Origin of the sequence: Plantibacter sp. M259, assembly GCF_006065115.1 — a bacterium.
Taxonomy (GTDB): domain Bacteria; phylum Actinomycetota; class Actinomycetes; order Actinomycetales; family Microbacteriaceae; genus Plantibacter; species Plantibacter auratus.
Map to the genome: position 1 here is coordinate 3144264 of NZ_CP040750.1, position 20127 is coordinate 3164390.

Consider the following 20127-nt stretch of genomic DNA (forward strand, 5'->3'; position numbering starts at 1 on the left):
TCGTCAGTCGTGTCGAGCTAGAGGCTGCAGGTGTTACCGAGCGTGGTGAACTCGTCCTGGAGCTTCGTGAGTGAATCGGTGAGCCCCGCCTGGTCGACGTTCTGCGGGTCGTCGACAGCCGTCTTCGCGACGTCGATGAAGTCGTTGAGCGCCTTCACCGAGTCGTTCGCCGCGGTCTTGACCTCCTCGTTCGTGACCTTGTCGGCCGCCGCCTTGAACGTTCCGGAGAAGTCGTCGAGCTGCGTGACGGCCGCCTCGGGGTCGGAGGAGAGTGAGCTCAGGCCGGACTGCAGCTGGGAAGCCGACTCCGTCACCTCGGACTGGATGAGCTTGCACGCATCCTCTTTGCTCTGGGCGCCGCCGGCACAGCCGGTGAGGAGCAGGCCCGAAACGGCGATCGCGCCGAGGAATGCTGCTGCGTTCTTCTTCATGGTGGTGTGATTCCCCCGTGTCCGGTGCCCGTGACGGGCCCGCCCGCGCGCTGCGGGTCGGCCTCCAGGGTACCCGCTGTGACACGACACATGACGGACGAGGCTCGTCGACGATCGACGCCGACGGTCGGTGGCATGGACGCGAGCCGCGTTTATTTGTAAGCTTGGCGAACAAACCGGTGGTGCGAGCGGGTCGCACCACGGACCGAAGGAACCACAGCATGCAGACGCGCCACGACGCCCCCGGAGACGAACCGCGTGAGGGTGGGACTCGACATCGGCGGCACGAAGACCGATGCCGTCGTCGTGACGGACGACGGCGCGCTCCTGCACAGGCTCAGGCTGGTCACCGGACGCGGTCCGGACGCGGTCGTCGAAACCGCCGTCGAGGCCGTCAGTCGACTCTCCGACGCCGTCGCGCGTCCGATCGACGCCTTCACGTCGGTCGGCGTCGGTATCCCCGGCCTCATCGTCCCGGGCACCGGCCGGGTGACCCACGCGGTCAACCTCGACGTGGAGGAACTCGAGCTCGGCGCGATCCTCGCCCAGCGCCTCAGGCTCCCCGTCGCCGTGGAGAACGATGTCAAGGCCGCCGCCCTCGGTGCGTGGCAGCTGCTCGACGGCTCCGGGACGATGGCCTACCTCAACCTCGGCACGGGCGTCGCCGCCGGCATCGTCACGGAGGGCCGGCTCTGGCAGGGCTCGAGTGGGGTCGCCGGCGAGGTCGGGCATCTGTCGGTCGATCCGCTCGGCGACCGCTGCGGGTGCGGACAGCGCGGGTGCGTCGAGACCATGGCCGCCGGTGGCGCGGTCTCCGCCGCCTGGGGAGCCGACGTGGCACTGCCGGTCCTCGACCTCTTCGACCACGCCGATGCCGGAGACCCACGGGCCATCGCGCTCCGCGCGCGCCTCGGCCACGGCGCGGCCGCGGCCGTCCGCATCCTGACCCTCACCGTCGACGCCGACGACATCGTCCTCGGAGGAGGACTCACCGCACTCGGCGAGCGACTGCTCGTCGTCATCCGCGAGGCCCTGGCCGAATCCGCCGCCGGGTCTCGATTCGTCGCATCATTGCAGTTGGAACAGCGCGTGCGCCTCGTGCCGACGGGATCCCCCGTCGCGGCGATCGGCGCAGCACTCGTGGGAAGAGGAGAATCGTCGCATGGCTGAAGTCGTGATCGTGGGGGACACCGGTGCCGCAGGCGCCCTCGTCGCGGAGGCGATCGTCGCCCTGATCGAGGAGCGTCCAGACGCCGTCCTCGGACTGGCGACGGGTTCGACACCGCTCCCCGTCTACGAGGCGCTCGCCGCGCGCTCGCAGGGCCTCGACCTCTCGCAGGTGCGCGGGTTCGCCCTCGACGAGTACGTCGGCCTGCCGGCCGGGCACCCCGAGTCGTACCGTTCCGTCATCACACGTGAGGTCGTCGAGCCGCTCGGCCTCGTGCCCGAGCGCATCCAGGTGCCGAACGGTGCGGCCGAGACCATCCAGCACGCCGGCGCCGACTACGAAGCGGCGATCCAGGCCGCCGGTGGCGTCGACCTGCAGATCCTCGGCATCGGGACCGACGGCCACATCGGGTTCAACGAGCCGGGCTCGTCGTTCGCCTCGCTCACCCGCGTGAAGACCCTGACGGAGCAGACCCGCCGGGACAACGCACGGTTCTTCGACTCGATCGACGACGTACCCATGCACTGCATCACCCAGGGACTCGGCACCATCCTCCGCGCGAGACACCTCGTCCTCCTCGCCTTCGGTGCGGGGAAGGCCGCTGCGATCGCCGCCGCGCTCGAGGGACCGCTCTCCGCGAACCTCCCCGGTTCGGCCGTGCAGCTGCACCCGCGAGCCACGGTGGTCCTCGACGAAGCGGCGGCGTCCGAGCTGCAGCACGCCGACTACTACCGCTACGCGTACGCCAACAAGCCCGCGTGGCAGGGCATCTGACGGCTCAGGCGACGCCCGCCAGGCGGAGGAGCGCCGTGGTGAGGGCTGCCACGAGGACGATGACGACGAATGGCGCGTTCCTCCAGGCGAAGACGCCGGCCACCAGGACGCCCGAGAGTCGCGCGAATCCCGCGAACTGCTGGTCCTGGGTCAGGGCCGTGGTCGTGAGCACCGCCATGAGCAGGACGATGGCGGCGTCCGCGAGCAGCGTCTCGACCCGTTCCGAGACCTCGGCACGGGTGCGCAGGAGTGGCCCGGCCAGGCGGAACGTGTAGGTGCCGACCGCGAGGATCAGGATCCCGACCAGCACGAGCATCGACTGGTTCACGCGGTGACCTCCTGCTTCGGCTGCTTCCGGCCGAAGCCGAACAGGAGACCGACGAGCGACAACAGGACGGGGATCCCCGCCGGGAGGAACGGCGTCGCGGCGACAGCGACGACGGCGCCGACGAGCGCGGCTCGGCGTGTGCGGGGCTCGCGGAGGGCGGGGAAGATGAGGGCGAGTAGGACGGCGGGGAACATCACGTCGAGTCCGAAGGCGTCCGTGTCCTCGATCACGGTGCCGGCGAAGGCTCCGAGTGCGGCGCCCGCCGGCCAGCAGAGAAGGATGCCGAGGCCGCACGCCCAGAACGCGGCGCGCTTCCGCTCCAGGGTGTCCTGATCGAGCGCGAAGACGACGGACTCGTCGTTGAGGAGGTGTGTGCCGAGCACGCGGCGCCAGCCCGTGCCGACGACCTCATGGATCGCGAGGCCGAACGGCAGGTGGCGGGCGTTCACGAGCAGCCCTGCCAGGGCGGCGGTCAGCGGACTCCCGCCGGCCGCGACGATCCCGACGAACAGGATCTCCGATGCGCCGGCGAGGACGAGCAGGGCGAGCGCCAGCACGACCCAGGGCTGGATGCCAGAGTGCACGGCGACGGCTCCGTAGGAGATGCCGACCAGTCCGTCGGCGATGCAGACCAGCGCGATGGCCCGCGTGGTCGGCCGACCGAGGTGACTCCATATCGAACGCACGTACACTATATTGAACGACGATCGAACGTTCGTCAAATCGAACGCGTAACACTTTGGAGCGAACGCATGACGCAGGTCGAACCATCCGACGACGGAGCACCGCACGCCGCGGTCGCGGCGGCACTGACCCGCGAGCGGCAGCGCACCGGGCTGTCACTCGCCGAGGTGGCCCGTCGAGCCGGGATCGCGAAGTCGACCCTCTCGCAGCTGGAGGCGGGGCTCGGGAACCCGAGTCTCGAGACGCTCTGGGCACTCAGCGTCACCCTCGACGTGCCGTTCGCCCGCCTCGTCGAGCCGGTGCGACGGCCGGTCCAGGTGATCCGTGCCGGTGAGGGCCCGACCCTCGCCGCGTCCGGGGCGGACTACGTCGCGACGGTGCTGTCGGCCTGCCCGCCGAACGCCCGACGCGACATCTACCGCATCGTGGTCGAACCGGGGGAGCCGAGGCGCTCGGAGCCGCACATGCCGGGCGTCGTCGAGCACTGGATCCTCAGCACCGGTCGCGCGTCGATCGGACCCGTCGGCGAGGAGGTCGAACTCGGCCCGGGGGACTATCTCGCCCACGCCGGGGACGTGCCCCACGTCTTCGAGGCGCTCGAGCCGGGTACGACCGCGGTGGTGGTCACCGAGCACGTCTGAGCACCTCGGCAGGCTCGGTGACCGGGAGGACTCGGTGACTGGGACAGCTCGGTGACCGGGACGGCGCGACGAGTGGTCAGCCGTCGATGACGTGCACGAGCTCGTCGATGAAGCCGGCGAAGTCCTCGGAACGGCGGATGATCCGGGCGACGCTCGAGCGCTCCGAGAACACCTCGACGAACTGGTCGAACACCGTCTGGAACGCGGCGCGGCCCGATTCACTGAACGCCACGAGTGCGACGACGCTCACGCGCGCTCCACCCCACTCCATCGGCGTCTCGTTCACGGCGATCGCGATGGCCGTCGAGTACGCGGTCATCGCCATGGCGTGCGGCACGGCCAAGGTGTCGGTGAACGCCGTCGACGACATGCGCTCCCGCTCGATCGCCGCGGTGAGGTAGCTCTCGTCGATGATCCCCGGGCGATCATGCGCTCGCCGAGCAGGCGGATCATGCCCTCCTCGTCCTCGGCATGCGCGTTCCGGAGGAAGAGGTCCGGGTGGAAGTACTGCAGCAGTTCGTCGGTGATCTCCGACAAGCGGGACGATCGACGGACGCGGCTGACCGCGGTGCGGACGCGCTCCACGTCGGCCGCGGTGAGGAACGGTTGGATGACGACGATGCCGTCGGCAGGGGCCGGTGGCTCGATCGTCGTGAGCACGAGGTCGGTGTCGATGGCGGCCCAGTCGACATCGGTGCGGGTGATGACGGATCGGACGTCGAGGACGTCGCCGAGCTGCGATTCGACGCGTCTGCGCAGCACCTCGTGCATGTCGTAATAGCCGGCGGACACGATCGTGGAGCCGAGCAGGGCCTCCTTGCGGGCCTTCTGCTCGAGCTGGGCGCCGACGTGCATCGCGATGTAGGCGATCTCGTCGTCGTTGATGATGATCGAGCCGTGCCGCTGCAGTTGGCTGGCGATGAAGACCGCGAGCTCGTAGATCATCGGGTACGAGGTCTTGATCGAGCGGGTCAGCGGATTGCGTGAGTAGGACTGGTCCTGTGCACGACGGATGAGGTTCTGGACGTGGAGGGTGAGCCGGACGATGAAGTCCTCGTCGGAGAGGTCGACGAGGTACTCGCGGCCGGCACGGTCGACGGCCTGACGGACGGCGGCGAGGTCGTCCTGGTTGACGTAGTCGTCGACGAGGACTTCGGCGGGAGCCCCACTGCCCGGCGTCACCACCCGTGTCACGAGCAGGTAGCTGAGGTACACGAGGTCGCCCTCGCCGAGCGCGACGTGGAAGTGGGCGTCGACGAGCCGCGCCAGATCCTCCGCGACCGCCTCGACCTCAGGGGTGCGCGGAGCATGGTCCGCGGGCTCCGCCGGACGGTCCTTCGTGACCCGGTCGATGGCGATCGCGATGTGGAGCAGGACGTTCGCGATGCCGTACTCGTTCACGTAGTACCCGCGCGCGGTCAACGCCTCGAGCAGCTCGCCCTTGAACGGGCTGAACTCGTTCGGCGCGAACGCGCGTTGGAGCGCCTCGAGTTCGACGATGCCGCGATCGGTCTCGTCGCGGAACATCCGGCTGAGGAGACGTCTCCGCTCGGTCTCACCGCCCGCCATCGTCACCGTCGATCCGGAACGGTCGAGCGTGAGGGCGGTATCGGCGAGCATGGCGCGGACCCGGCCCAGATCGCCCTCGACGGTCGACTCGCTGACGTGGAGCCGCTGTGCCGTCTCGTGCACGTCGATGCCCGAGGGGGCGCTGATGAGCAGCCGGACGAGCCCGTACAGCCGGTCCCGGGGCGTCTCCGATTCGAACGCCGATGCGGCTCGGCGCCGGTAGACCGCATACCCGTCGGCGTTCAGCCGATACCCGTTCGGCCCGGACTCGACCACGTCGTGCGGTGCCGTGCGGGTGTTGACCGCCGTGACGTAGCTGCGGACGCTGCGCGGTGTGACGCCCAGGACCTCCGCGACCTCCGTGGCCGTCGTCCAGCCGTCCCGTCCCGCGAGGTAGCCGAGCATGCGGTCGTGTTTCTCGCGTGCCACGATGCCCTCTCCGTCGGTCGGCCGTCGCGCGGTCCGGGCGAACCGCTCCACCGAGTCAACCACCTTCCCGGCTGCTTCCGCGCGTTCGACGACCTTTCCGCCCGGGCGGAAGAGCTTCTGGTGGAGCCGCGAGAGGCGTGACGGAATGATGGGTTGGTAGGCAATCGGCGGTTCTGGAGAAGGTTCGATGAAGATCCTGGTGATTTGCGGCGCGGGTGCGTCGAGCACGTTCATGGCCCAACGCCTGCGTCGCGCAGCAGCCGACCGATCGATCGACGTCTCCGTCGCGGCCGGTACCGAATCGCAGGTCCTCGGCGGCACGATCGCCCTCGACGGTGTCGACGTCCTGCTCGTCGGCGCCCACCTCGCCGACCACGAGGCCGCGCTGCGTGCAGCGGCCGAGCCCACCGGCACCGCGGTCGCCGTCCTGCCCGGCGACGTCTTCGGCGTCGAGGGTGGCGCGCGAGCCCTCGAACTCGTCCTCTCGATCCAATCACCAACCAGGAGGTAACCCCATGGCAACTCGAACCGTCCGCATCGGCTCGTCGCACGGCCTGCATGCCAGGCCCGCGAAGCTGTTCACGCAGGCTGCGAAGGACGCCGGGGTCCCGGTGACGATCGCCAAGGGCAGCGGCAAGCCCGTCAACGCGGCGAGCATCCTCGGCGTGATCGCGCTCGCCGTCGAGCACGGTGACTACGTGACCCTGTCCGTCGACGGCGAGGGCGCCGCAGCCGAGGGCACCCTCGACACGCTCTCCGAGCTCCTGGTGACCGACCATGACGAGCAGTAGTCCGATGACCGCGTTCCAGGGCATCGGTATCGGCCAGGGCGTCGCCGTCGGCCCGGTGGCCCGCATGGCCGACCCGCTCCCCGCGCCCGCCGACGTCGCCAGCACCCTCGACCTCGCGACCGAGACCGAGCGCGCGAACACCTCCCTCGCCGCGGTCGCCCGCGAGCTCGAGGCCCGAGGCGCCGCCGCCGGTGGTGCCGCTCGTGACGTCCTCGAGGCCCAAGCGATGATGGCGGAGGACCCGACCCTCGCCGAGGAGATCGCCACGCGGCTCGCGGACGGCAAGACCGCCGAGTGGGCCGTCCACGCGGCGTTCGCCTCGTTCCGCGACCAGCTCGCCGCGATGGGCGGCTACCTCGGGGAGCGCGCCGCCGACCTCGACGACGTGTCGCAGCGGGTCATCGCCGACCTCATGGGCGTGCCGGCACCCGGCGTGCCTTCGCCCGGCCACCCCTTCATCCTCGTCGCCCGCGACCTCGCTCCGGCCGACACCGCACTCCTCGACCTCGACCTGGTCCTGGGCCTCGTCACGAGCGACGGCGGTCCGACCTCGCACACGGCGATCCTCGCCCGCGAGAAGTCGATCGTCGCGATCGTCGGCGTCGTCGGAGCAGCCGAGCTGACGGATGGCACGACGCTCGTCGTCGACGCAGCAGCCGGTGAGGTCACGGTCGATCCGACCCCCGAGCTCGTCGCCGCCACGGAGCAGCGTATCGCCGACCGACTCGCGCTCGTGAACGCGCCGGTCGTCCCCGGTGCGTTGGCCGACGGCACCCCCGTGCCGCTACTCGCGAACCTGGGCTCGGCCGAACACGCCGACGCCGCCGCAGAGCTCGGCGCCGAGGGCGTCGGTCTCTTCCGCACCGAGTTCCTCTTCCTCGACCAGGCGCTCGCGCCGACGGTCGAGCAGCAGCGGGCGCACTACGAGAAGCTCCTGAACGCCTTCCCCGGCCAGAAGGTCGTCGTGCGCGTCCTCGACGCCGGTGCCGACAAGCCGTTGGCGTTCCTGAACGACGCGCACGAGGACAACCCGGCGCTCGGACTCCGCGGCCTCCGTGCGCTGCGGGCGAGCGAGGACATCTTGCGCGAGCAGCTCACGGCGCTCGCCCAGGCCGACGCCGCGACGGACGCCGACCTCTGGGTCATGGCCCCGATGGTGTCGACCGTCGAGGAGACGAAGTACTTCATGGCGATCGCTGCGGAGTACGGCCTGAAGACGCCCGGCGTCATGGTGGAGGTGCCGTCGAGCGCCCTCCTCGCCGACCGCGTCCTCGCCCACGCCGGATTCGCGTCGATCGGGACCAACGACCTCACGCAGTACACGCTCGCCGCGGACCGCCTGCTCGGCTCCGTGGGCGCGTTCCAAGACCCGTGGCACCCGGCGGTCCTTCGCCTCGTGCAGCTCGTCGGCGAAGCCGGCCAGCACCACGGCAAGCCGGTCGGCATCTGCGGCGAAGCAGCAGCCGACCCGCTCCTCGCCGTCGTCCTCGTCGGACTCGGCGCCACCACCCTGTCCATGTCACCGTCGGCGCTCGCCGACGTCCGTCACTCCCTCCAGCAGTACACGCTCGACGATGCCCGGCGCATCGCGGCAGCAGCACTGGCCGCCGACGGTGCGGCCGAAGCCAGGGCAGCGGCCACCGCTGCAACGACTCCCGAAATGAAAGAGGCAACATCATCATGACAACGACGTCTACTCCCAAGAAGCCGGGAGGTGCACGAGTCGGCGTTCAGCGATTCGGCACCTTCCTCTCCGGCATGGTCATGCCGAACATCGCGGCCTTCATCGCCTGGGGCCTCATCACCGCGTTCTTCATCGCCACCGGCTGGCTCCCGAACGGCGTGCTCGGCGGCTTCGGCAACGCCGACCTCATCGGCTGGCAGGGTGCCGCGACGGCACTCGCGCAGGCCGATGACGGCACGACCTTCCCGCAGTACGTCGGGCTCGTCGGCCCGATGATCACGTACCTGCTCCCGCTGCTCATCGCGAACACCGGTGGCCGCATGATCTACGGTGAGCGTGGCGGCGTCGTCGCCTCCATCGCGACCATGGGCGTCATCGTCGGCAGCGCGATCCCGATGTTCATCGGCGCGATGATCATGGGCCCGCTCGCCGCGTGGCTCATGAAGCAGGTGGACCGGATCTGGGACGGCAAGATCAAGGCCGGCTTCGAGATGCTGGTCAACAACTTCTCCGCGGGTATCCTCGGAGCCCTCCTCGCCATCGGCGGGTTCTACGGCATCGCCCCGATCGTCACCGCGCTCAGCAGCTTCCTCGAGGGCATCGTCGACTGGCTCGTCGCCAACTCGCTCCTGCCGATCGCGAGCATCTTCATCGAGCCGGGCAAGATCCTCTTCCTCAACAACGCCATCAACCACGGTGTGCTGACCCCGCTCGGTGTCCAGCAGTCCGAGGAGACCGGCAAGTCCATCCTGTTCCTCCTCGAGGCGAACCCCGGTCCGGGCCTCGGCATCCTGCTCGCGTTCTGCTTCTTCGGCATCGGTCTCGCGAAGGCGTCGGCTCCCGGCGCGGTCATCATCCAGTTCTTCGGTGGCATCCACGAGATCTACTTCCCGTACGTGCTCATGAAGCCGATGCTGGTCCTGGCCGCGATCGGTGGCGGCATGGCCGGTGTGGCGACGAACGTCGCGTTCAACACGGGTCTCCGCGCCCCGGCTTCGCCCGGCAGCATCATCGCCGTGCTCATCCAGACGGCACCCGACAGCTACTTCGGCGTGATCCTGTCGGTCATCGTCGCAGCAGCCGTCTCGTTCGCGATCTCCGCGATCATCCTGCGGGCCAGCCGGAAGCGCGACCTCGAGAACGAGAACGCCGGTGACCTCTCGGCCGCCGTCGCCGCGACCGAGGCCGCCAAGGGCAAGAAGTCGAGCGTGCTCGGCAACCTCTCCGCCGGAAGCGCCGCAGCCGGAGCGGACGTCGTCGACGAGGGCGTCGTCACGACGCTCGAGCGCGGACCGATCCGCAACATCGTCTTCGCGTGCGATGCCGGTATGGGTTCGAGTGCGATGGGCGCCTCGGTGCTCCGCAACAAGATCAAGAAGGCCGGCATCGACGAGATCACCGTCACGAACAAGGCGATCGCGAACCTCGCCGACGACGTCGACCTCGTCATCACCCAGCGCGAGCTGACGGAGCGCGCGAAGGAGAAGACCCCGAGTGCCGTGCACATGTCGGTCGACAACTTCATGAACTCTCCGAAGTACGACGAAGTGGTGGAGTTGCTCCGCGGAGAGGGAGCACACTAGCAACGGAACGATCCCGGGGCGCACGCGAAGGGCGTGCGCCCCGGGGCTCCAGCCACCGCCCTTCACCCGGCTCCGGACCGCACCGGCGGAGCCCCGCACGACGAATGCAGAGGAAGACATGTCGCAGGTACTGACCCAGGATCGGATCACCATCGTCACCGGGACGGTGACGCAGGAGGAGGCCATCCGCCGCGCTGCCGACGCCCTCGAAGCGGCCGGCGCCGTGACCGACGAGTACTTCGAGGCCATGCTCGCCCGCGAGCAGTCCGTGTCGACCTACATGGGCAACCTCCTCGCCATCCCGCACGGGACGAACGACGCGAAGGAGGCGGTCCGTGATTCCGCCCTGTCGTTCACCCGCTACGAGACCCCCATCGACTGGGACGGCGACGAGGTCCGCTTCGTCGTCGGCATCGCCGGCAAGGACGGCGGGCACATGGAGATCCTCTCCAAGATCGCCATCATCTTCTCCGAGGACGACGAGGTCGCCAAGCTGCTCGCAGCCGAGACGCCTGAGGAGCTCTACGCGCTCCTGAGCGAGGTCAACGAGTGATGCGAGCCGTCCACTTCGGCGCCGGCAACATCGGGCGCGGCTTCGTCGGACTGCTCCTCCACGAGGGCGGCTACGAGGTCGTCTTCGCGGACGTCAACGCCGAGCTCATCGATGCGATCGCCGCGGCTGACAGCTACACGGTGCACGAGGTGGGCGACGGCGCGAAGGACACGGTCGTCACTGGGTTCCGCGCGATCAACAGTGCCACCGACGAGGAGGCCCTGGTCCAGGAGATCGCCGCCGCCGACGTGGTGACCACCGCCGTCGGGCCGACCATCCTGCGCTTCGTCGCTCCCGTCATCGCTCGGGGGATCGCCGCCCGTCCGGCCGACGCCGCTCCGCTCGCGGTCATGGCCTGCGAGAACGCGATCAACGCCACCGACCTGCTCGCCACCGAGGTGCGCCAGGCGGTCGGCGACGAGGCCTGGGCGTCGCTGTCGACCCGGGCCGTGTTCGCGAACACGGCCGTGGACCGCATCGTCCCGGGCCAGCCCGCCGGGCAGGGCATCGACGTGACCGTCGAGACCTTCTACGAATGGGCCATCGAGACCCCGGCGTTCAACGGCTCGCTGCCGTCGATCCCCGGTGCCCACTTCGTCGAGGAGCTCGCGCCGTACATCGAGCGGAAGCTCTTCACCGTGAACACCGGCCACGCCTCCGTCGCCTACTTCGGTGCGCGCGCCGGTATCCAGACGATTGCCGAAGCGCTCGCCGAGCCGTCCATCGCCGTCGCCGTCGGTGCGGTGCTGGAGGAGACCTCCGCGCTGCTCGTCGCCAAGCACGGGCTCGACGTCGACGCGCAACGCGAGTACCGCGAGACGATCCTCCGTCGCTTCGCGAACGTGCACCTGCCCGACACCGTGGAGCGCGTCGGTCGGCAGCCGCTGCGCAAGCTGAGCCGGACCGAGCGGTTCATCGGACCCGCCGCCGAGCTGGCGGAGCGCGGCATGGCCCACGACGCACTGGTCTCGGCGATCGGAGCCGCGCTCGAGTTCGACGTCGCCGACGACGAGCAGAGCGTCCAGCTCCAGGCGAAGCTCCACGAGCTCGCATCGGGCACCTTCGTCGAGGAGGTCACCGGCCTCGCTCCCGAGCACCCGCTGGCTCCCGCGGTGCTCGCGCAGGTCGTCGCCCGACAGGCATCGCTCGCGTAACGCCCTTCGACAGGCTCAGGGACCGGATCCGTCCGGACCCTGGGCCTGTCGCAGTTTTCGGAGCCTGTTCCGGTCCCTGAGCCTGTCGAAGGGTCTCAGAACATCTTGCCCGGGTTGAGGAGGTTCTCGGGGTCGAAGAGCCGCTTGATCCCGTGCTGGAGCGCGAGCTGATCCTCGCCGAGCTCGTCGCCGAGCCAGCGCTTCTTGAGCAGGCCGATGCCGTGCTCGCCGGTGAGGGTACCGCCGAGCCGCAGTGCGGTGGTGAAGAGGTCGTCGGCGGCCTGCCAGATGAGGTCTGGTACCTCGACCCCTCGAAGACGAAGTTCGGGTGGAGGTTGCCGTCGCCCGCATGCGCGACCGTGGGGATGGAGATGCCGTAGCGGCGCTCGATCTCGCCGATCGCCGTGAACATCGCCGCCAACTGGCTGCGGGGGACCGACACGTCCTCGATGAGCGGGGTGCCGAACTGCTCGAGCGAGGGATGCAGGGCGCGGCGGACCGCCAACAGATGCTCACCCGTCGCATGGTCGGTGGACATCTCGGCACGCCCGCCGCCGGCGTGGAGCACGTCGAGGATCGCGGCGGCCTCCGCCTCGGCGTTCGGGCCGTCGGTCTGGATCACGACGTGCGCCTCGCCGCTGGTCGGGGTCGGCAGCTGCAGGTAGCGGTGCACGGCGACGAGCGCGACGGGGTCGAGCAGTTCCATGATCGACGGCTGGACACCGGACGCGGTGACGGCGGCGGTGGCCTCCGCTGCCGAGACCACGCTCGGGAAGTAGCCGGCGATGGTCGCGACGGTGCCCGGCGTCACGCGCCGGATGCGGACGGTCGCCTCGACGATGACGCCGAGGACGCCCTCGGAGCCGACCATGAGACTCGTGAGGTCGAGGCCGGTGACCCCCTTCACGCTCCGGTGCCCGACGCTGATGAGTCGGCCGTCGGCCAGGACGACCTTGAGGGCGAGGACGGCGTCGCGCGTCACGCCGTACTTCGCGCACAGCAGGCCGCCGGCGCCGGTCGCGATGTTCCCACCGACGGTCGAGATCGCGCGGCTCGCCGGGTCGGGCGCGAACCAGAGTCCCCGGGCGAGCAGGAGGTCGTTGAAGGCGCCGTTGATGATGCCCGGTTCGACCACCGCGAGGAGGTCGGGTTCGTTGATCTCCAGGACGCGCTGCATCGCGAGCGTCGACAGGACGATCTCGCCCGCGCCGCCGAGCGCGCCGCCGGCCAGTCCGGTGCCGGCGCCGCGCGTCACGACCGGCGTCCCGGTCGCGGTGGCGATGCGCATGACCGTCTGGACGTCCTCGATGGAACGCGCGGAGACCACGGCGATCGGTGGGGCGTCGGACACGTGACCCGACTTGTCGGACCGTGCGTCCGCGAGGACGGCGTCCGTCGTCGAGACCGCGTCGCCGAGGGCGTCACGGAGGGCGTCGAGGACGGGAGGCGTCGTCATCGCGCCAGGGCTGATCCGTCGGCCCAGACCGCTTGGACGTTCCACTGGTGGTCGAGGAGGACGGCGTCCGCGGCGTATCCCGGGGCCAGTCGTCCGAAGCGGTCGGCGAGACCGAGGACACGGGCCGGGGTGCTCGTGAGGGCACCGACCGCCGCGTCCGCCGCCACACCGCTCGCGACGGCGAGTCGGAGCGCCCGGTCGAGCGTCAGCGTGGAGCCGGCGATCGAGTCGCCTTCCACGAGCCGCGCCAGACCGTCCGTCACCTGGACCTCGAGCGCTCCCAGGAGGTAACGGCCGTCGGAAGAGCCGGCTGCGGCCATCGCGTCCGTGATGAGCGCGACGCGGCCCGGGGCCTGCTCGAAGGCGAGCTTGGCGACGTCGGGATGCACGTGCTCGCCGTCGAGGATGAGCTCGACCGTGACCCGCTCGTCGGCGAAGGAGGCGATGATCGGTCCGGGCGCGCGGTGGTGGATCCCGTTCATCGCGTTGAACACGTGGGTGACGAGCCGGGCGCCGAGATCGAACGCCGTCTTCGTCAGTGCTTCGTCGGCGTCGGTGTGTCCCACGGCGACGATGACGCCGGCCTCGACGAGGACCTGGATCGCCTCGAGGGCGTTCGGCAGCTCAGGAGCGATCGTGATCTGTCGCAGCGTGCCTCGGCTCGCGTCGATGAGGCGTTCGACGACCGCCGGGCTCGGGTCGATGAGGGCACCGGGGTCGTGCGCGCCCTTCTTGACCGGTGAGAGGAACGGACCTTCGAGGTGGGCTCCGAGGACCAGGGGATCCTCGGCGACGAGGTCGGCGATCCCCTCGAGGCTCGCGACGAGGGCGTCGACCGGGTTCGAGACGAGGCTGATGAGCGTCCTCGTGGTCCCGTGTGCCCGGTGCACCGCGAGTGCGCGTCCGATGGCGTCGCGTCCGTCGTCGAAGGACGACCCGCCGCCGCCGTGGACGTGGAGGTCGATGAACCCCGGCGTGAGGTGGCCGCCGTGTGCGTCGTGGACGGATGCGCCGTCGCCGACGGGGATGGAGCGCCAGTCGTCGCCGGTGCCGGTGGAGCGGATGACGCCGTCGACCGCGTGCAGCCAGAAGGCGTCCTGGTGGCCGTCGACGTCGACCTTGGTGGCGGAGTGGATCAGGAGCTCGGTCATGCGAGCTGCTTCCGGCCGCGGACGACACCACTGGCGACGGCGACCACGGCGAAGACGGTCGCGATGATCGGCTGCCCGAGGTGCAACCAGGCGAGCGCCGCCGCCGCGAAGATGAGGAGCTCGACGACCGCCTGGCCGTAGAGGTCGATGCGGATCACGGCGCGCGGCGAGAGGAACAGCGCCCAGAGGATGATCGCCACGACCGGCGCGGCGATCCCGACGACCACGTTCAGGGGGAACGGCCACACCGCGACGCCCCAGAAGCCGAGCGAGAAGAAGGCGAAGAGTTCGAGGAAGAACCGCAGGATCTCGTTGGGGCCGATCTTCACATCGGCGGGAGTTCGTTCAGACACCACACGATTCTACGGCGCGTGGCCGCGAGCCCGCTCCGGGTCAGCGGAAGATGATCGTGCGCGCACCGTCGAGGAGGACGCGGTCCTCGGCGAACCACTTCACCGCCTGGGTGAGGGTGCGGCTCTCCTCATCCTGACCGATGGCGACGAGCTCCGCGGGGGAGCGGGAGTGGTCCACGCGGACGACGTTCTGCTCGATGATCGGTCCCTCGTCGAGGTCGCTCGTCACGAAGTGCGCCGTCGCGCCGATGAGCTTGACGCCGCGCGCATGCGCCTGCTTGTACGGGTTCGCGCCCTTGAAACCGGGCAGGAAGGAGTGGTGGATGTTGATGGCGCGACCGGCGAGGCGCTCGCAGAGCTCGGGGGAGAGGATCTGCATGTACCTCGCGAGGACGACGAGCTCGATGTCGTGCTCCTCGACGGCCTCGACGACCCTGGCCTCGAACGCCGCCTTCGATGCCGCGTCCGTCACGGGCAGTGCCTCGAAGGGCACGCCGTAGAACGAGGCGAGATCGCGGAGCGAACCGTGGTTGCTGAGCACGAGGGGGATCTCGACCGGGAGCTGGCCGGCCCGCTGGCGGAAGAGGAGGTCGTTGACGCAATGTGCCGCCGTCGAAGCCAGGACGAGCGTCCGGAGCGGACGACCGACGACGTCGAGCCGCCACTGGAGGGCGTATCGCTCGACGACGGGTGCGATGGCCGCCTCGAACCGATCGCGCGAGACCGCCGCCTCGACCTGGAGCCGCATGAAGAACCGCCCGGTGTCATCGCTCGAGAACTGCTGGCTCTCGGTGATGTTGCCGTCGGCCTCGACGATCGCACCGCTGATCGCGTGCACGATACCGGGCCGATCCTCGCAGATGATCGAGAGCACCCAGTGGACGGAGCGCTCGTGCGTGGTCGATGGCACAGCGGAGGGATCGGTCGAGTTCGTCACCGACTCAGGTTACCGGGACCCGGCGGTTCAAGCCGCAGGGACGGACCGCTCGTCGACGAGGTCGGCGTGGGAGGACTGACGCAGGTACGACCGCACCGTCTCGCGGCTCTGCCGCAGGCAGTCGATGCGGGCGTCGATCGAGGCGATCTGCGCGTGGAGCGACTCGGCCGTCGCGCGGGAGCAGTCGGGCACGGCACGCGAGGTGCGTGCGTCGTCGAGATCGAGGACCACGCGCACGAGACGGGTCGTGAGCCCCGCGTCGAACAGGTTGTCGACCGTGACGACGTGGTCGATCGCGGACGGTTCGTACTCGTCGGGCGCGTGCGACGCGCGCACGGGCGCCAGGAGTCCCTCCTCCTCGTAGGAGCGGAGCCGGGTGGCCGGGACACCCGTTCGTTCAGCGAGTTCTGCAATGCGCATGAGCGGCCTCTCTGTCACCTTCACGTCAGCTGCAACGTCGGATCGAGCCCTCCGCATTCCCGCCCTCGGGTAGACTCGTCCGCGGTCGCCGGATGTCGGTTGACCCTGGGCGCGCACATCAGCGCGTAGACGAACTCGTCCGCCACGTCAGCCGACGAGTGAACGCCATCGTTGGAGCAATCCGATGACCTCCTCTTCGCCATCCTCGGCGCGCGCCGCCGAACCCGCCAAGCCCTCGTCACCGCCGCCGTTCCCCTGGGTCGGCCTGATCGCACTCGCGGCGGGCACCTTCCTCTCCGTCACCGGCGAGATGATCCCGACCGGGCTCCTCCCGGAGATGAGTACCTCGCTCGGCGTGACCGAGTCGCAGATCGGGCTCCTCGTCAGCGTGTTCGCGTTCACGGTGGTGCTGTCGAGCACCGCGCTCATCCACCTCACCAGGCGTGTCCCACGACACGCGCTGCTCGTGGCCGTCATCGTCGTCCTCGGCGTGAGCACCGGTCTCGGCGCGCTCGCACCGAACTACGAGCTCCTCGTCGCCACCCGGGTGCTCGGCGGACTGGCCCACGGCGTCTTCTGGGCGGTCGTCGGCGCGTACGCCGGTCACCTGGTCCCGAAGGAACAGCTCGCCCGCGCCGTGTCCGTGACGATCGCCGGTGGCACGCTCGCCTTCGTCCTCGGTGTCCCGCTCAGCACCGCGCTCGGGCACGCGCTCGGCTGGCGACTCGCGTTCGGCGTGCTCGCCGCGGCCATGCTCCTCGGCGCCGTCGTCGTGTGGTGGAAGCTGCCGCCCGTCGGTCGGGAGGAGTCGCATGCGGCCGCCTCCGGCGCCACGGGCCGTGATCCGAGCATCGTCCCGGTCGCGATCGTCTGCATCGCGGTCGGCGTCATCATGGCGGGACATTACGCGTTCTACACCTACATCGCGCCGTTCCTCATCGGCGAGGTCGGTGTCCCGGCTGGCCAGCTCAGCATCCTCCTCCTCGTCTACGGCGTCGCGGGCGCGATCGGCCTCATCCTCACCGGCAGCGTCTTCGCGAGGCGTGCGACCACGGGCCTGTTCGTCGCCCTGACCGTGTCGGCGGCCATGGTGAGCGTCCTCTCCCTCTCGGCAGGCTGGCTTCCGGGTGCGCTCGTCGCGTTCTTCCTCTGGGGGACGGCCTTCGGCATGCTGCCGCCGCTCATGCAGACGCGCCTGCTGCACGCGGCGAGCCCGCGCATCCGCGACACCGCGAACGCGTTCTACACGACCGCGTTCAACACGGGTATCGGTGGCGGTTCGGCGCTCGGCGCGTTGCTCCTCGCCGAGATCGGTCTCGGCGTGCTGCCGTGGGTGTACGTGTGCCTCGCCGTGGTCGCGACCTCACTCCTCGCGGCGGACGTGCTGCGCACCCGCAGGCGCGAGTCCGTCTGATCGAGCGAGAGACCCTTGCGGGAGTGTCGCGCGAGCGTTTTTACGGCGCTGCCGGTGCGTCCGTCGCCGGCTCCAGTGAGGCGTCTGCGGCTTCGGACGGCGCGGTGACGTCGGGCGCGGTCTCCGCCGGAGTCTCCGTCTCCGCCGGAGTCTCCGTCTCCGCCGGAGTCTCCGTCTCCGTCGTCGGAGCCGGTTCGGTCGGACTCGGCGCGTCCGTCTCCGTCGCGGGAGCCGCTTCCGCCGGGGTCTGCTCCGCGATCGGTTCGACGACGGCCTGAACCGGGACCGGAACGGGAGCCGCGTCCGGTGCGGTGTCCAGAACCGCTTCCGGGAGCGGGGCCGTCGCCGGATCGACGGCGGCGTCGGTACTCAGGAGTCCGGTCAGGGAGAGGTACTCGACGGAGGTCGCAGGTCCCACGCGAGATGGGTCGGACGGGTCGACGCTCCAGACGCTGAGTTCGTGGAACCCGACGGCGACGGCGGCGCCGGTGAGCGTCGCTCGACCGTCGGCGTCGAGCGCGACGCGTTGCTCGTCGCCACCGTCGACCGTGTATCCGACCGCGCCGTTCGGAGCACCGACGACCACGAGCGAGCCGGTCGGATCGAGGAACTGCACCGACAGCACCGTCCGGAGCCCGGTGACGGCCGGCCCGCTGATCGACATGGTGGCCGGTTCGGCAGACACGGAGACCTCGTCGCCCAGGGTCTGGCGGACGGTCAGGACGAAGGTGCCCGTGCGGCCGAGGTCGACCGGGCCGGTCGACCAGGTCCCGGTCTCGGGAGTGGCTGTCGCGGACGCCCGCCGCGCCGAGGCCGGGACGACGGTCGACGCGACGACCACGTCGCCGTCGAGGATGTCGACGGTGGCGCCGGCCGAGGCGGTGCCACTGAAGGCGGGCCAGAGGAAGCCACCACCGGTGTCGGCGACCATCGTCGGCGCCGGGAGCTCCACGGGGTCCGTCGGATCGACGGGGTCCACCGGATCGACGGGATCGACGGGAGGGGCGACGGGCGGAGCCGTCGGTGACGGGACCAGCGGGTCGGCGACCGGAGGCGGCGTGGTGCCCGGGCCGGGCGTCGGCCGGGGAGTGGGCACCGGTCCCGAGGGTGTCGGGGTCGTCGGTGCGGTCGGCTGCGTCGTCGGACCCGTGGTCGGAGTCGCGCCCGGTGTCGGCGCGGCGACGGGGTCGCTGGTCTCGCCGGCGGAGACGGAGGTCGCCGAGTCGGCCCCGGGCGGGAACACCATCGGACCCAGGACGAGTGCGGCGGCGGTCACCGCCGCGACGACGCCGACGCCGATCGCGGCGATGATCCCGCCGGAGAGACCTGCCGTCGCAGCACCCGCGACGCCCGCACCCGACGCGACGCCGGCACCGGATGCGGCGCCGCTGGAACCGGCTGCACCGGAAGCGGCTGCTCCGCCCCGGCCGCCACCGAGGCGCTCAGGTGCGCCGTCAACGCGACCCCGCCGGTGACGCCGGCCGGCATCGCGGCGACCGCGGTCGTCGACGCACCGTTCGTCTGCAACCACGCGGTGTAGCCGGCCGCACCGGCGGCGCCTGCGACGAGGGGAGGAGGACGAGCGCCATGCGCGAGCCGACCTCCTTCGCCTCAGCGGCCACGATGGTGCACCGCTGACAGGCGTCCAGGTGCGACTCGACCTTGGCCGTGTCCCGCGCGGAGAGGTTCCCGCGCGCGTACGCTCCGAGCCTGCTGATCGTGAAGGCGTGCTCCGAATCGTCGTCGACGGCCTGCAGGTGCGCCTGGATCCACGCTTCGCGCAGCCCCTCGCGTGCTCGGTAGGCGAGCGCGGCCACCGAGTTGGCCTTCATCCCGAGGAGCGGCGCGACCTCCGCAGGCGTCATCGCCTCGATCTCCGTGTACCAGAGCACCTCCTGCCACCGGGTCGGCAGGCTTCGGAACGCTCGAGCACTGAGGCTGCGGTCGAGGGCCTCGATCGAGGACGCCTCGTTCGTGTCCGGGTCCTCGAAGGAGTCCAGGGTGTCGAGTGAGGTCTCCCGACGCGACCGGCCCCATGCGGCCGCCGTGTTCCGAATGGTGGTGAACAGGTACGGGCGGAAGGCGCCGGTGGGTCCCTTCCCGCGGCGGACCGCCTGATAGATGCGGGCGAAGGATTCTGAGACGAGGTCGTCGGGATCGAGGCTCGAGGTGACGGACCGGGCGACGGTCCGTCCGGCGTTCGAGTGCCGTCGCCACAGCTCCGCGTAAGCGTCCTGCGACCCCGTCCGGGTGTGCTCGATGAGCTCGGCATCAGATCGCTCGGTGAGCGATGAAGCCGGGGATGTGTCCAGGCTCATGATGCCTCCGTCTGCGAGCTGCGCACTACCGGGCACCGTGCCCGCTCAAGAGAGTCGGGTGAAGCGGGATCATGACGCCGATTCCTCATCTTGGCACGAGGTGCCTCGCGGACCGCCGCTGGAGCCGAGGAAGATCCGTTCCGATTGTTCTGGGAAACCGCGTCATGACCTGCCCGGGATGCACTCTCTCAGGATGAACAGCAGGATTCCCGGCGACGGGGACCCGGCTGGGTCGTCCTCGGACGGCCACGGTGCGCGCCACGGCCGGTGCGCATCGGGCAACGGACCC

At 70.2% G+C, this 20127-nt stretch carries 21 protein-coding genes and 1 pseudogene; 10 read left to right on the top strand and 12 right to left on the bottom strand.

The genetic code is table 11. The features are described 5' to 3' along the window. Positions 1–17: 17 nt before the first annotated feature. Positions 18–431 carry a hypothetical protein gene (locus FGL15_RS14695; RefSeq protein WP_138946553.1) on the bottom strand — a complete coding sequence of 138 codons (414 nt, stop codon included), beginning with the start codon at positions 429–431 and terminating at the stop codon, positions 18–20. Positions 432–689: 258 nt separating this feature from the next. Between FGL15_RS14695 and FGL15_RS14700 the strand changes: the two genes are divergently transcribed. Next, positions 690–1601 (top strand): ROK family protein, encoded by a 912-nt coding sequence (locus tag FGL15_RS14700; RefSeq protein WP_138946554.1) that lies wholly within the window; start codon positions 690–692, stop codon positions 1599–1601. Then, complete coding sequence (locus FGL15_RS14705; protein ID WP_138946555.1) at positions 1594–2373, top strand: glucosamine-6-phosphate deaminase; 780 nt, start codon at positions 1594–1596, stop codon at positions 2371–2373. Before FGL15_RS14700 ends, FGL15_RS14705 begins: the two co-directional genes overlap by 8 nt. A 4-nt stretch (positions 2374–2377) precedes the next feature. Here the strand turns inward: FGL15_RS14705 and FGL15_RS14710 are convergent, their stop codons facing one another. Both FGL15_RS14710 and FGL15_RS14715 read right to left on the bottom strand, forming a co-directional pair. Then, positions 2378–2701, bottom strand: a complete 324-nt coding sequence (locus FGL15_RS14710) for an AzlD domain-containing protein (protein WP_240773558.1) — start codon at positions 2699–2701, stop codon at positions 2378–2380. Beyond that, entirely contained in the window at positions 2698–3387 is a 690-nt protein-coding gene (locus FGL15_RS14715; RefSeq protein ID WP_205858630.1) for an AzlC family ABC transporter permease, read from the bottom strand. The genes FGL15_RS14710 and FGL15_RS14715 overlap by 4 nt, the downstream gene beginning before the upstream one ends. 66 nt (positions 3388–3453) lie before the next feature. Here FGL15_RS14715 and FGL15_RS14720 point away from each other — a divergent pair, with 66 nt between their 5' ends. Then, positions 3454–4026, top strand: a complete 573-nt coding sequence (locus FGL15_RS14720; RefSeq protein WP_071259444.1) for a helix-turn-helix domain-containing protein — start codon at positions 3454–3456, stop codon at positions 4024–4026. A 76-nt stretch (positions 4027–4102) separates the two neighbouring features. Here the strand turns inward: FGL15_RS14720 and FGL15_RS21555 are convergent, their stop codons facing one another. Together FGL15_RS21555 and FGL15_RS14725 are read right to left on the bottom strand one after the other, a co-directional pair. Further along, a complete protein-coding gene (locus tag FGL15_RS21555; protein WP_370281771.1) occupies positions 4103–4396 on the bottom strand; it encodes a PTS sugar transporter subunit IIA in 294 nt (97 codons plus the stop codon). Next, positions 4342–6087 (bottom strand): transcription antiterminator, encoded by a 1746-nt coding sequence (locus FGL15_RS14725; protein WP_370281772.1) that lies wholly within the window; start codon positions 6085–6087, stop codon positions 4342–4344. Before FGL15_RS14725 ends, FGL15_RS21555 begins: the two co-directional genes overlap by 55 nt. Before the next feature lie 124 nt (positions 6088–6211). On the opposite strand from FGL15_RS14725, the gene FGL15_RS14730 reads away from it, so the two are divergent. From FGL15_RS14730 to FGL15_RS14755, 6 genes are all read left to right on the top strand, one after another. After that, positions 6212–6535 carry a PTS sugar transporter subunit IIB gene (locus tag FGL15_RS14730; protein WP_138946557.1) on the top strand — a complete coding sequence of 108 codons (324 nt, stop codon included), beginning with the start codon at positions 6212–6214 and terminating at the stop codon, positions 6533–6535. A 4-nt stretch (positions 6536–6539) separates the two neighbouring features. Beyond that, positions 6540–6815, top strand: coding sequence for an HPr family phosphocarrier protein (locus tag FGL15_RS14735; RefSeq protein ID WP_064296634.1), 276 nt, complete (start codon positions 6540–6542; stop codon positions 6813–6815). 4 nt (positions 6816–6819) lie between these two features. Next, positions 6820–8499, top strand: coding sequence for a phosphoenolpyruvate--protein phosphotransferase (gene ptsP / locus FGL15_RS14740; RefSeq protein ID WP_082916226.1), 1680 nt, complete (start codon positions 6820–6822; stop codon positions 8497–8499). Beyond that, the gene (locus FGL15_RS14745) at positions 8496–10082 is read left to right on the top strand and encodes a PTS mannitol transporter subunit IICB (protein ID WP_086474423.1); all 1587 of its coding nucleotides are present in this window, start codon (positions 8496–8498) and stop codon (positions 10080–10082) included. Before ptsP ends, FGL15_RS14745 begins: the two co-directional genes overlap by 4 nt. A gap of 118 nt (positions 10083–10200) precedes the next feature. Beyond that, a complete protein-coding gene (locus tag FGL15_RS14750) occupies positions 10201–10635 on the top strand; it encodes a PTS sugar transporter subunit IIA (protein ID WP_064296632.1) in 435 nt (144 codons plus the stop codon). Then, a complete protein-coding gene (locus FGL15_RS14755) occupies positions 10635–11789 on the top strand; it encodes a mannitol-1-phosphate 5-dehydrogenase (RefSeq protein WP_138946558.1) in 1155 nt (384 codons plus the stop codon). The genes FGL15_RS14750 and FGL15_RS14755 overlap by 1 nt, the downstream gene beginning before the upstream one ends. A gap of 95 nt (positions 11790–11884) precedes the next feature. On the opposite strand, the pseudogene FGL15_RS14760 reads toward FGL15_RS14755, so the two are convergent. From FGL15_RS14760 to FGL15_RS14780, 5 genes and pseudogenes are all read right to left on the bottom strand, one after another. Further along, a pseudogene (locus FGL15_RS14760) lies at positions 11885–13245 on the bottom strand (FAD-binding oxidoreductase). Then, positions 13242–14396, bottom strand: coding sequence for an N-acetylglucosamine-6-phosphate deacetylase (gene nagA, locus FGL15_RS14765; protein ID WP_138946559.1), 1155 nt, complete (start codon positions 14394–14396; stop codon positions 13242–13244). Before nagA ends, FGL15_RS14760 begins: the two are co-directional and overlap by 4 nt. Then, entirely contained in the window at positions 14393–14749 is a 357-nt protein-coding gene (locus FGL15_RS14770; protein WP_234993927.1) for a YrdB family protein, read from the bottom strand. The genes nagA and FGL15_RS14770 overlap by 4 nt, the downstream gene beginning before the upstream one ends. Before the next feature lie 40 nt (positions 14750–14789). After that, entirely contained in the window at positions 14790–15686 is an 897-nt protein-coding gene (gene purU / locus FGL15_RS14775) for a formyltetrahydrofolate deformylase (RefSeq protein WP_370281774.1), read from the bottom strand. Positions 15687–15713: 27 nt separating this feature from the next. After that, positions 15714–16106, bottom strand: a complete 393-nt coding sequence (locus tag FGL15_RS14780; RefSeq protein ID WP_064296627.1) for a MerR family transcriptional regulator — start codon at positions 16104–16106, stop codon at positions 15714–15716. Positions 16107–16290: 184 nt separating this feature from the next. On the opposite strand from FGL15_RS14780, the gene FGL15_RS14785 reads away from it, so the two are divergent. Then, positions 16291–17520: an MFS transporter gene (locus tag FGL15_RS14785; RefSeq protein ID WP_138946560.1), complete on the top strand. Its 1230-nt coding sequence runs from the start codon at positions 16291–16293 to the stop codon at positions 17518–17520. A 40-nt stretch (positions 17521–17560) separates the two neighbouring features. On the opposite strand, the gene FGL15_RS14790 is transcribed toward FGL15_RS14785, so the two are convergent. Together FGL15_RS14790 and FGL15_RS14795 are read right to left on the bottom strand one after the other, a co-directional pair. Further along, on the bottom strand, positions 17561–19051 hold the full coding sequence (locus tag FGL15_RS14790) for a hypothetical protein (protein ID WP_138946561.1): 1491 nt from the start codon (positions 19049–19051) through the stop codon (positions 17561–17563). Continuing rightward, positions 18975–19838, bottom strand: a complete 864-nt coding sequence (locus FGL15_RS14795; protein WP_138946562.1) for a sigma-70 family RNA polymerase sigma factor — start codon at positions 19836–19838, stop codon at positions 18975–18977. Before FGL15_RS14795 ends, FGL15_RS14790 begins: the two co-directional genes overlap by 77 nt. Between the last annotated feature and the right edge of the window lie 289 nt (positions 19839–20127).

What these genes read in the sequence shown, in the direction of transcription:
- FGL15_RS14695 (WP_138946553.1), bottom strand. Translation starts at nt 431, where the DNA reads ATGAAGAAGAACGCAGCAGCATTCCTCGGCGCGATCGCCGTTTCGGGC.
- FGL15_RS14720 (WP_071259444.1), top strand. Translation starts at nt 3,454, where the DNA reads ATGACGCAGGTCGAACCATCCGACGACGGAGCACCGCACGCCGCGGTC.
- FGL15_RS14730 (WP_138946557.1), top strand. Translation starts at nt 6,212, where the DNA reads ATGAAGATCCTGGTGATTTGCGGCGCGGGTGCGTCGAGCACGTTCATG.
- FGL15_RS14735 (WP_064296634.1), top strand. Translation starts at nt 6,540, where the DNA reads ATGGCAACTCGAACCGTCCGCATCGGCTCGTCGCACGGCCTGCATGCC.
- FGL15_RS14745 (WP_086474423.1), top strand. Translation starts at nt 8,496, where the DNA reads ATGACAACGACGTCTACTCCCAAGAAGCCGGGAGGTGCACGAGTCGGC.
- FGL15_RS14750 (WP_064296632.1), top strand. Translation starts at nt 10,201, where the DNA reads ATGTCGCAGGTACTGACCCAGGATCGGATCACCATCGTCACCGGGACG.
- nagA (WP_138946559.1), bottom strand. Translation starts at nt 14,396, where the DNA reads ATGACCGAGCTCCTGATCCACTCCGCCACCAAGGTCGACGTCGACGGC.
- FGL15_RS14785 (WP_138946560.1), top strand. Translation starts at nt 16,291, where the DNA reads ATGACCTCCTCTTCGCCATCCTCGGCGCGCGCCGCCGAACCCGCCAAG.
- FGL15_RS14780 (WP_064296627.1), bottom strand. Translation starts at nt 16,106, where the DNA reads ATGCGCATTGCAGAACTCGCTGAACGAACGGGTGTCCCGGCCACCCGG.
- FGL15_RS21555 (WP_370281771.1), bottom strand. Translation starts at nt 4,396, where the DNA reads ATGTCGTCGACGGCGTTCACCGACACCTTGGCCGTGCCGCACGCCATG.
- FGL15_RS14755 (WP_138946558.1), top strand. Translation starts at nt 10,635, where the DNA reads ATGCGAGCCGTCCACTTCGGCGCCGGCAACATCGGGCGCGGCTTCGTC.
- ptsP (WP_082916226.1), top strand. Translation starts at nt 6,820, where the DNA reads ATGACCGCGTTCCAGGGCATCGGTATCGGCCAGGGCGTCGCCGTCGGC.
- FGL15_RS14795 (WP_138946562.1), bottom strand. Translation starts at nt 19,838, where the DNA reads ATGAGCCTGGACACATCCCCGGCTTCATCGCTCACCGAGCGATCTGAT.
- FGL15_RS14705 (WP_138946555.1), top strand. Translation starts at nt 1,594, where the DNA reads ATGGCTGAAGTCGTGATCGTGGGGGACACCGGTGCCGCAGGCGCCCTC.